The sequence below is a fragment of the Aquisalibacillus elongatus genome (assembly GCF_003843875.1).
Lineage (GTDB): Bacteria > Bacillota > Bacilli > Bacillales > Alkalibacillaceae > Aquisalibacillus > Aquisalibacillus elongatus.
The window spans coordinates 474,695-486,663 of sequence record NZ_RKRF01000008.1; the positions used below are offsets into that span (position 1 = coordinate 474,695).

An 11,969-nucleotide genomic window follows, 5' to 3' on the forward strand; every position below is an offset into this window, starting at 1 on the left:
TGACATCTACTTTCATAAGGTTAATTAGTTAACCTCGATGAAAGTAGGTGAGACAAGTGGTTAAGTGGATGTTTAGGCTATCGGTCTTATATTTTTTAATCGGTGTTTTAATGGGCCAATATATGTCACAAGCACAAGACTATGTGTTAACCGGTGTTCACGTTCATATTAATTTAATTGGTTGGGTGTCGTTTGCGTTAGCTGGTGTGATTTACAAGTTGTATCCAGATGCGGCGAATAACTGGATGGCAAAAGGGCACTTTTGGCTTCATACGATCGGGCTTCCATTATTCATGTACGCGTTAGCGCAATATATACAAGGTGCAGATTTTGCAGGGTTCGTAGCATTCGGGATGATGATGTCGTATGCAATCATCCTAGGTGTTGTTTTATTTGTAATTAACGTTTTTGTGAATGTTAAAGATTAATAGGTGGTGAGAACTTGGTAGGTGCCAAGTTCTTTTTTTGATTAAAAGGGAAGGGATTCGTCAGTTGGAGAAGAAATTCGACAGTAATTAATGTGAACTCGTCAGTAAAAATTGATTATTCGATAGTAAAGCCGAGTGCTCAAAAAGAGACAGTCTTCGCGAAGACGCCTCTTTTTAAAATCCGAATTGATTTAGTTTTTCGTAATAGGTTTGTAGAAATTCGAAGAAAATTTTCTCAGATGGCGCGAGTTCTCGATTGGTTGGGAGGACAATGCCGACTGTACGTGTGACGTCTGGTTCGATAATTTCAATTGCCTTTGTGTCGCGCATCGGCATGTCGTTTAGTGTAATTTCAGGAAGTACACTAACGCCAAGACCTGCAGAGACAAGCCCTTTAATCGTGTCAATATCCTCGCCCTCAAATGCGATGCGAGGTTGGAACCCTACTTGGGAGCAGGCTTTCATGACGATATCGCGGATAATGTAGCCTTGTCTGAATAAGACAAAGGGCTCGTGCCTAAGTAAGTCAAGTCGCAAGTGCGGTTCGTGCACGAGTTGGTGCTGTTTCGGCAGGAGCGCCATCATTTTTTCGGTAAAAAAGATGTGGCCTTCAAGTTGTTCTTGACCGAACGGAACAGGGGAGACGAAGGCGATATCGATATGACCTTGAACGACTTGCTCCGTTAATTCGTTAACAGTACCTTGTTGTAGTTGGAATCCGATCTGCGGATGTTCTTTTCGGAAGGCAGATATGACGTTCGGGAGTGTTTTAGCTGCTAAACTCGTTGGAAAACCTAAACGAATTGTACCGGTCTCCGGATTTAAGTATTCGTAAATTTCGCGTTCGGCTTTTTCTAATTCAGCCATGACACTTTTGACGCGCGTTAGAAAAATTTCTCCCACAGGCGTTAGGCGAATGCGTCGGCTTCCTCGAATGAAAAGTTTAACACCGAGTTCATCTTCTAAGTTTCCGATCTGCCGACTGACAGCTGATTGAGCTACGTGTAATTCCGCAGCTGCCTCACTCACGTGTTCTAATTCTGCTACTTTTATAAAATATCGAAGTTGTCTAAGTTCCATTATACCAACCCTTGTAAGCGATATATCTCAAAATGCGATTAATTCTATCGAATATATATATTGATAGCATAACAGAAAAATCATACGATTAAAATAGCTAGTTGTCGCACTTTTAGGATTTTTTAAAAATAATAAAAAGCATATGAACTCGTCATTGGCGGGTTTTCTTTTTAAATAAGTATTTGAACGAAACGAGCACGTGTATAGAAAGGATGGTTTGTATGGTACGAACAGGGTTTCCAGAGAAGCAAGGGCTTTATGATCCTGCTTACGAAAGTGATGCCTGTGGTATTGGGTTTGTTGCAAGTATAGATAATGAAAAAACGCATCAAATGATTCAAGATGCTATTACGATTCTTTGTCGCCTAGAGCATCGAGGTGGCCGTGGATCGGATCCTAATACGGGTGATGGTGCTGGAATCATGATGCAGATTCCGGATGAATTATTTCGTCAAAAATGGAATCAAATGCTACCGCAACCGGGCGATTATGCGGTCGGCATGGTGTTTTTACCGCAACAAGACAATTTAAGAGAAAAAGCTGAAGCGGTAATCGAGCATGTGATTGAGGAAGAGGGCCATGAATTAATTGGCTTCAGGAATGTACCAGTTGATGCGTCTGTTCTTTCTGATACAGCGAAGTCAACGATGCCGTATATTAAGCAGATATTTATTAAAAAGCCTGAGACGACGTTTTCGACCGAGCGTTTTAATCAATCGCTTTACCTTATTCGCCGTATTATCGAGCGTCGCATTGAGGATATGGAAGAGTTGAAGGAAGGGCCGTTTTATTTTGCGAGCTTGTCTCCGGATACGATTGTTTATAAAGGCATGCTGACGCCGGAGCAGATGGATACGTTTTATTTAGATTTAAATGATGATTTAGCCAAAACGGCGTTCGGCATGGTGCATTCGCGCTATAGTACGAACACATTCCCATCTTGGGAGCGAGCGCATCCGAACCGTATGATTATGCACAACGGTGAGATTAATACAATTACGGGTAACGTAAACTGGATGAAGGCCCGCGAAACGGCTGCGATTTCGAATGTTTACGAAGATCGTCATAAGGATTTACTTCCGATCATTGATGAAACGTCTAGTGACTCCGGTATGCTGGATCAGGCGTTTGAATATTTAGTGATGAATGGTCGAAGCATGTCGCAAACGGCGATGATGATGGTACCTGAGGCGTGGGATTTAAATGAACAAATGAAGGACCCAGAGCGTGCGTGTTTTGAATATTTAAGTACGATTATGGAGCCTTGGGATGGACCGACGGCGATTGCGTACACGAATGGAAAGCAGATCGGTGCGTCACTCGACCGTAATGGGTTACGCCCAGCGCGTTTTTACATTACTGAAGATAACCGAATTATTTTATCATCCGAAGTTGGTGTTGTGGACGTTGAGCCTGAAAAAGTCGTGCAAAAAGGTCGCCTCGCACCAGGTGAGATGATTTATGTTGATTTAGAAAAACATGATGTGTTGTTTAATGACGATATTAAACGCGATATTGCGACGAAATTTCCGTATCGCAACTGGTTGAATGATTCACTGGTGCAGTTAAAAGGACCGAAAATATCAGATCCGTTTGAAGAAATGGACGAAGCGGATTTATTAAAATATCAACTAGCGAATGGTTATACAAAAGAAGAAACGATGAGAAATATTTTGCCGATGGTGAATGAACAAAAGGATCCGATTGGCTCGATGGGGAATGACACGCCGCTTGCAGTGTTATCACATCAGCCTCAGTTGTTGTTTAACTACTTTAAACAGCTTTTCGCACAGGTGACGAATCCACCGATAGATGCTATTCGAGAAAAAGGCGTCACATCGACGACGTCTTATTTGGGACCGCGTCATAATTTCTTAGACGATGGACCAGAACACTGTAGACGAATTCGTTTATACACGCCGATTTTGAAAAAACAAGAATTCGATGCGGTTATACACAATAGTCGCAGTGACTTTCGTTTTGAGCGTTTTTCAATGACATACCCGGTATCACGTGGTGCGCAAGGGATGGAATCAGCACTTGAGACGTTATTTAAACGTGTGGAAAACGCGATTAATCAAGGTGTGTCGATGATTGTATTAACCGATCGTGAAACATCGAGTGAACAAGTGGCAATGCCGTCCTTACTTGCCACGAGTGGTTTGCACCATTATTTAGTTCGAAAAGGACTGCGTACAAAGGCAAGCATTATGCTGGAGACAGCAGAAGCGCGTGATGTGCATCAGTTCTCTGTCTTAATCGGATTTGGCGGGGATATGATTTATCCGTATTTGGCTTATCGGACGATTGAGAAACTCGTTGATGATCAGTTTGTAGAAGACTTCACTTACGAGCAGGCGATTGAGCGTTATCGTGAAGCAGCAACGAACGGAATCGTAAAAGTCATGTCGAAGATGGGTATCTCGACGATCCAAAGTTACCGTGGGGCTCAGACGTTTGAAGCGATCGGTATTGATCAAGATGTGATGGATAAATATTTCTATGGTTCGAAGTCGAAGCTTGGCGGAGTAGATTTAGAGACGATTGCGAAAGAATCACTCGTCCGTCATGAGATGGCGTATCACAGTCACAAGAAAACGTTGCCGTCCGGTGGCGATATGCAGTGGCGTCATGATGGGGAACACCATTCGTTTAACCCGCGTACGATTCATACTTTGCAACATGCGGCGCGTACGAATAGTAAGGAGCTTTACGAGAAGTTTTCCGATTTAGTTGAAAATGAAAACGTCACGTTCTTACGCGATTTATTAGATTTTAAAGTCGACGAATCGAACTCGATTCCGATAGATGAAGTCGAGCCCGTCGAGAACATTTTTAAACGATTTAAAACAGGTGCCATGTCTTACGGGGCGCTAAGTCAAGAGGCGCATGAGGAACTCGCGATTGCAATGAACCGTATTGGCGGTAAGAGTAACAGCGGTGAGGGTGGAGAAGACCCTGATCGTTTTACTCCGGATGAAAACGGCGACTTTAGACGAAGTGCGATAAAACAGGTCGCATCAGGCCGTTTCGGTGTCACAAGTTACTATTTAACGAATGCGGATGAAGTACAAATTAAAATGGCGCAAGGTGCGAAGCCGGGTGAAGGTGGTCACTTGCCTGGTAAAAAAGTTCACCCTTGGATTGCGAAGGTTCGTAAATCGACGCCAGGCGTTGGTTTGATTTCGCCACCACCACACCATGACATTTACTCGATTGAGGATTTGGCTCAGCTCATTTATGACTTGAAGCACGCGAATCCTGAGGCGCGTCTGAACGTCAAATTAGTTGCGAAATCAGGTGTTGGAACGATTGCCGCAGGTGTTGCGAAAGGTAAGGCCGACGTTATTTTAATTAGTGGTTATGAAGGCGGAACCGGTGCTTCTGCGAAAACGAGTATCCGTCATGCTGGCTTACCTTGGGAGTTAGGTGTTGCAGAAGCGCACCAGACGCTTGTCTTAAATGGCTTACGCGAGCGCGTCAAGCTTGAGACAGACGGTAAGATGATGACCGGTCGCGATGTCGTTAAAGCAGCTTTACTTGGCGCAGAAGAGTATGGTTTTTCAACCGCGCCAATGGTTGTGCTTGGATGTATTCTAATGCGTGCGTGTCACTTAGATACGTGCCCGGTTGGAATCGCTACGCAAAATCCGAAGCTTCGTGAAAAATTCGTCGGTAATGCCGATCATGTTGTGAATTATCTACGTTTTGTTGCCGAGGAAATGCGCGAACTAATGGCGAAGTTGGGCGTCCACACGTTAGATGAATTAATTGGCCACACAGATTTGCTTACAGTTAGCGACAAAAAGGCTAACCATTCTAAGGCAAGGCAGCTTAATCTGTCGCCAATTTTATATCAAGCAGACGGAAGCTGGATTCAAAACGAACGTCCGCATATTAACGAATACGATGAACATTATTTAGATACAGAAGACATTATTCCACAAGTCGAACCAGCACTAGAAAAAGGCGAGCGCGTTCAGTTGGACCTTCCGATTGTGAATACGAACCGTACAGTTGGCACGACGCTTGGGTTTGAAATTTCGAAGCGTTTCGGTGAAGAAGGTTTACCTGAAGATACGATTGACCTAAGATTTACTGGATCAGCGGGTCAAAGCTTCGGAGCCTTTGTGCCTCGTGGTGTCACGATGCGCGTCAAAGGTGATGGAAATGACTACGTCGGAAAAGGTTTATCCGGTGGTAAGTTAATTTTTCAGCCGAACTTGCCGAGTGACCTTCACCGCATGGAGGAAGTCATTATTGGTAACGTCGCCCTTTTCGGTGCAACGAGCGGTGAAGCTTACATTAACGGCGGTGCTGGCGAGCGTTTTGCCGTGCGTAACAGTGGCGTCCACGCAGTAGTCGAGGGAGTTGGCGATAACGGATGTGAGTACATGACAGGCGGTCGCGTCGCTGTCCTTGGTGGCATCGGTAAAAACTTCGCAGCCGGAATGTCAGGTGGAATTGCATATATTTGGGCAAACGATCTGAAGGAAGTTAAGAAAAAGTGTTATAAAGAGCTTGTGTTATTCGAGCGATTAGTAGATTCGGATGAGATTAATGAGCTTAAAGATATGCTCATGAAACATGTTCAATATACAGGAAGTAAACGTGCGAAGTACATTTTGAATCATTGGGAAGAATCCGTGAAGCAATTTGTGAAGATTATTCCTGAAGAGTTTAAAGCAATGTTGTCGAAGGATGACAGTGAAGAACAGGAAAAAGTCGTTCAGTAAAAGGAGGGAGATTGAATGGGCTATTTAACAGGTTTTATGGATTATCAACGTAAAGATCAAGACGTTCAAGATCCGGTTGAGCGAATTAAAAGTTGGGAAGAGTACGTCATTCGTTTTGACGATCAAGATTTAAAAGAACAAAGCTCGCGTTGTATGGATTGCGGTACACCGTTTTGTCATACGGGCGCAGAGTGGGAAGGTTCTTACGTCGGGTGTCCGGTTAATAACTTTATCCCTGAGTGGAATGAACTTGTTAGTGAGGAAAACTGGGAAGAAGCGCTTCGTCGACTTGAGGAGACGAATAACTTCCCAGAGTTTACCGGTCGGGTTTGCCCGGCACCTTGCGAGGGATCTTGTACGCTTGCGATTAATGATGATCCGGTAACGATTAAGTCGATTGAAAATGAGATTATCGAGCGTGGTTTTGATAATAACTGGGTTGAAGCCAAAGTTCCTGAGAAGCGCACTAGTAAACACGTAGCGGTTGTCGGCTCCGGTCCAGCTGGATTAGCCGCAGCCGATCAGCTTAACGAATTGGGGCATCGCGTCACCGTTTTTGAACGCGACGACCGTCCTGGTGGCTTATTAATGTATGGCATACCGAATATGAAGTTGGATAAAGACACGGTGGACCGCCGTATTGATGTGATGAAAAAATCCGGAATTGAGTTCACATGCAATACCGAAGTGGGCGTGGACATCACGCGTGATGAACTGAACCGCGAGTACGATTCGGTCATTATGTGCACAGGGGCCCAAGACCCACGCGATACGCCAATTGAAAACCGTGACAGTCAAGGTATTCATTTTGCGATGGATTATTTAACAGCTGCGACTAAAGCACTTGAAACCGATCCAAAAGACACACCTATTACTGCGGAAGGTAAAAACGTTGTTGTGATCGGTGGCGGCGACACCGGTGCCGACTGTGTCGCGACTGCCTTACGCCAAAATGCAAACCGCGTCGTACAATTTGGTAAGCACCCGGCAAGCCCAGATGAACGTACGGAAGATAACCCTTGGCCAGAGTTTCCGATGACATTTAAACTAGATTACGGTTATAAAGAAGGCTTAGAAGCGCAAGGCGAGGACCCTCGTAAATACGAAATCCTTACCCAGCGCTTCGAACAAGATGAAAACGGCCAAGTGACAGCATTACACACATTGAATGTCGAAAAAGTCTATGAAAATGGCAAACTCATTACAAAAGAAGTTCCCGGAACAGAACAAGTCTGGGAAGCAGATTTAGTGCTAATCGCGATCGGGTTTTTAGGCCCAGAACAAGAAGTGCTAGAACACTTTGGACTAAAAACTGACGAACGCGGCCGCATCTGGACGGTTGACGGTATGCAGGATTACCGCACATCTGAAGAAGGCATTTATGCAGCTGGCGATGCCCGCCGCGGCCAAAGCCTAGTCGTTTGGGCTATTCGCGAAGGCAGAGAAGTCGCTGAGCAGGTTGATGCTTATTTAATGAATACAACAACAGAAGAAATTGTTTAATCGTAAATAACCCCCGAAGAAAAATCAATTTTTCTTCGGGGGTTCCCTTTTATATTTCTTCTAAACTAATACTATCGTAATAGGCTTCTCCAATTTGATAGCGTGTTGTATAAGCGTAAATTTTTAAATAACTTGTATCCTCAGGTGCAACAGCACTCACTTCTAAATCAGTCCATTGACCAATCGATGTGTTGTGATACACTGGATAGCTATCAATTAATTGGTTTTCCTCATTGTAAAAACGGACCATAAAACTCGTATTACCATCCATTAGCATTACTTTAGCTGATGCATTATATTCTCTACCAGGAGTGGCTTCAATTGGATCACTAGATATTGCCACGGATCCATCACGAACAGTATCGGTAATTTTTAAACTGTACTCACCATCAAAGCTATGTTCATTCGATAATTCGTGATAGTAGTTATCAGACTCTTCAAAATCAGAACTCCAACCAGGTATCTGACCATCAATTAATTCTTCTTCAAAATACTGATTAGGGACAGCTACAGAATCACCTGGCATTTCGAATTCATTATTTAGAATATTAATAAGCTGATCGCCCTTAAATTGAAGTGCTTTTTTGACTTCTTGTGATATAAATTGATCTAAATCCTCATTATTTAAATGCTTTAGGTAATCGTTTAGATGTTTTTCAGCTTGATCTAAATCACCTTTCTCGGTATGATGTTTCGCTTGGTTTATACTGTTGGATAACGTGGATGCCAATGGCTTCTCTATTAATCCTTTATTTAAATACTGGTTAATTGCATAATTAGTAAGGTCTGTGCTAAACGTTTCGATTTTATAAAGTTGAGTACGGTTTGATGGGAGTGAAAAGTATAAATCTCCAGAATCACTGAAATCAAACGCATATGCTTCGGTTACTTTTTGGCTATCAAGAGTATCAGGATCTATAACCGTTAAATTACGGTCAAAGTTAGCATACAATTTGTTGTTAAACCATTTTAATTCTATTGTCTGCCAAGAACTATAATATAGAGAATTGTCTGGGTACACCTTTTTACTTTTTATAACTTCTAAAGTTTCTGGGTCTAATGCAAAAATTACATTCTCATATGCGCCCCATAATAAACCGTCAGGACCAAATGATAAATCTCCAATCACCTCAGGATTATCAATACCTTCAACATTTAAGGTAGTCTCGTTAATTTTCTCACCACTATTAACATCCCAAACAAAAACTCTGGCTTCATCTGCAACGGTATCAGAGCCTAAACCGTTATGAATTGACGTAGACCCATATACTAAACCATCACGATAAGCTAGGCTAACGACACTTTGATTTTCAACAACATTGCGGTGTACTTCTTTTTCTCCAGTATTAGGATTGTATTCAGTTAAAGCTCCGCCTAATGTATTGTAATCAGAAATCGTTCCAATGAATAGTTGGTTCTCACCTTCAACAATCGTTTTGACACGATCTTGTTGATCCCCGATTTGGAATAGTTCTTTTGGATTTGAAGAAGAAGGGTCTTTATTTGTATCGTATTCAAAAATTCTGGCTCCAGGATATTGACCCAAGTATAGTTTATCTCCAACTTTTGACATTGTATCAGCTTGTCCAATTTCGAAAGACTTAAACGTTTCACTTAATGGGTCGAAAATTGCACCGTTAGTTGACTGGACACCGCTAATATAGAAGTTTCCATCAGCACCTTTTGCTATTTCATTTGTGACAGTTGGAGTTCCTGCTGCGATTTGGTCACCTGACACAACCTGTTCGGTTTCGATATTGAATTTCACAACAGAACCAGACCAGTTGATGGTTGCAAGACTTTTACCAGGTAAATCAGGGTCTTCTAGTTCAACCCAGTCTGCTCCTCTTAATCCACTTTGGTATCTCATTCCCGTATCTGTAACCTCTAATGTTTCGAGATTAACCTTTTTAAACTGATCTTGAGTGTTCATGAAGTAAACTTCATTATTTAAAGATTCCTCTTCAACATGAAGGCCACGTACATCTGGAATAACGATGTCTAACCATTCTTGATTTTGAGCATCATAAATGTACATGTTGCTACTGTCACCGTATCTAGTAAATATATAGCGATCATCTACAACCTCTAAGTCATAAACAATTCCTGTTTCATCTAATGGTTCTGCTATATCCGTTTTTGTATCTTGTGAAATATCGTATTCTACTATTTTGTCGCTTCCCGTACCTGCGTAGATTTTACCATCTAAATAACCGATAGAACGGATGTATTCCTGGTTGGCCTCAGGATTCATTTGTCCATAAGACGTTACTTCGTCATTTGTAGGGTCGTATTTAAATACTTTTCCACTAGGATATGTGCCAACATAAACGTTACCTTCATCATCTGAAGTTATTGAATAAGGAAAGGTTTCACCACTAAATCTCGCAACGATGGTAGCGCTTTCAGAACCAGGCGTATACTTCCAAAGCTTGGCACCGCCTCCAATAGTAGCAATGTATAAATCGTTGTCTACGGTTACTTCGTGTGCCCAAGTGCTTTCCGCACCCTTAAGATCTATCACTCGTAATAATTCATCATTGTTGATATCAAGCACACTTAGTCTAGCTGGCATTCCCTTGGATGTCGCATACATGACGTCTCGTCCATCTTCTTTGCCTACTGCACCGTCAAAAATACTGACAACATCATTTAATGGAGTATCAATAAATTCTTTACCACCGTAGGTTGTTTCGTTAATATTTGTATTATTAGCTTGGCTCAATAATGGCGTACTTAGAGTTGTAAGCACTAACGTCAAAATAGTAACTGGAATTAGCCAAATGCTACTTTTATTTTTGAACAAAGAAATACCTCCTATATTAAATACATTTTCAGCGCGCACTGAAAGTTTCATAGTTATTTTAACAAAATTAACTCAGTAAATGACGGAATATTCCGATATTTATATAAATAGACAAATTATAGTCTTTAAAGACAGTTAATCGTCACTTGTATTATTTTAAAAGTATGGCGAAATATAGAAATTCGACAATAACTGGCATTTGCTATTGAGTAAAGATCTAAATTATTTTTACAAGTTTGAACATATTAGTAACACTTGGATTTTGATAAAAATAAGGGTATGATATCAATTAAAACTAAAATCGATAGGCGAAAGGGGTGTGTGGCATGACAATCCGTACCATAGGGTTTATAGGGTGTGGGAAAATGGCGCAATCAATTATTAATGGCATGATTACTTATGGTGGTTATTCACCCGAACAGATTAAGGCAACCGCGGTTACTGATAAGACAATTAATTATGTAACTGAACAATTTGGAATTGAGATGGGGCAAGATAATAAAAAGGTAGCGGCTGAAAGTGACGTTTTATACTTAGCTGTAAAACCGTATGTCTATCCTGATGTCATAGAAGAAGTGCGTACTCACGTTCGTGAAGATACAATTATTGTGACAATTGCAGTCGGGGTTTCATTAAAGGAAATGGCTAATCTTTTCTCATCAGACACGAAAGTGGTGCGAACAATGCCCAATACACCTTCTTTCGTCGGTGAAGGTATGACGGCGTATTGTCCAAACGATAACTTTTCGAATCAAGAGTTAGAAGATTTGCAAGAATTGTTTGCGAGTTATGGTAAAGCAGAGATGGTTAAAGAAGACTTGATGAATGCGGTAACGGCAGTAAGTGGCTCATCGCCAGCCTATGTGTATGTGTTCATTGAAGCGATGGCAGATGGTGCTGTCCGCCAAGGAATTCCGCGTGAGCTGGCTTATGAACTCGCGACACAATCTGTATTTGGAGCAGCTAAAATGATGATGGAAACAGGTAAGCACCCAGGAGAGTTGAAGGACCACGTGACGACGCCAAACGGCACGACGATTCGCGCTCTAGCTTCTCTGGAGCAGGATGGATTCAGAGGTTCGGTTATTAAAGCGATAGATCAATGTTTTAAATAGATAAGGGTAAATAATAAAACGCTTGGCTGAACAAGGCCAAGCGTTTTATTCTGTTAAGCTTTTAACAATTCATCAACGGTATTGTTTTAAATAGAAGTTCCAAAATACTCTCTCCATTTACGAACATCTACCTTATAAGTTATTTGACGAAAAGGAGGGGGAGAGGTTACAGAAAAGAGACTTTAACTTTGTTATAAATTTTGAGCACTAATTTCGGTCTTTTGAGCAGTAAACGATACCTTTTGAGCACTAATTTCATCGTTTTGAGCACTAATCCGATTGTTTTGAGTAGTAACCCCAA

The 11,969-nt window shown here is 41.8% G+C and carries 6 protein-coding genes; 4 read left to right on the forward strand and 2 right to left on the reverse strand.

The window, feature by feature from the left end; translation table 11 throughout:
• The first annotated feature begins 68 nt into the window (after positions 1–68).
• Positions 69–428, forward strand: a complete 360-nt coding sequence (locus tag EDC24_RS07475) for a cytochrome-c oxidase (RefSeq protein ID WP_124221237.1) — start codon at positions 69–71, stop codon at positions 426–428.
• Positions 429–602: 174 nt separating this feature from the next.
• Here EDC24_RS07475 and gltC read toward each other — a convergent pair whose 3' ends face one another.
• On the reverse strand, positions 603–1,508 hold the full coding sequence (gene gltC, locus EDC24_RS07480; RefSeq protein WP_124221239.1) for a glutamate biosynthesis transcriptional regulator GltC: 906 nt from the start codon (positions 1,506–1,508) through the stop codon (positions 603–605).
• Positions 1,509–1,729: 221 nt separating this feature from the next.
• Between gltC and gltB the strand changes: the two genes are divergently transcribed.
• Entirely contained in the window at positions 1,730–6,244 is a 4,515-nt protein-coding gene (gltB, locus tag EDC24_RS07485; RefSeq protein WP_124221241.1) for a glutamate synthase large subunit, read from the forward strand.
• Positions 6,245–6,259: 15 nt separating this feature from the next.
• On the forward strand, positions 6,260–7,747 hold the full coding sequence (locus tag EDC24_RS07490) for a glutamate synthase subunit beta (RefSeq protein ID WP_124221243.1): 1,488 nt from the start codon (positions 6,260–6,262) through the stop codon (positions 7,745–7,747).
• A 49-nt stretch (positions 7,748–7,796) separates the two neighbouring features.
• Here the strand turns inward: EDC24_RS07490 and EDC24_RS07495 are convergent, their stop codons facing one another.
• The gene (locus EDC24_RS07495; protein ID WP_170158507.1) at positions 7,797–10,553 is read right to left on the reverse strand and encodes an FIMAH domain-containing protein; all 2,757 of its coding nucleotides are present in this window, start codon (positions 10,551–10,553) and stop codon (positions 7,797–7,799) included.
• A 326-nt stretch (positions 10,554–10,879) separates the two neighbouring features.
• Here EDC24_RS07495 and proC point away from each other — a divergent pair, with 326 nt between their 5' ends.
• A complete protein-coding gene (gene proC, locus EDC24_RS07500; RefSeq protein WP_124221247.1) occupies positions 10,880–11,668 on the forward strand; it encodes a pyrroline-5-carboxylate reductase in 789 nt (262 codons plus the stop codon).
• Positions 11,669–11,969: the final 301 nt, after the last annotated feature.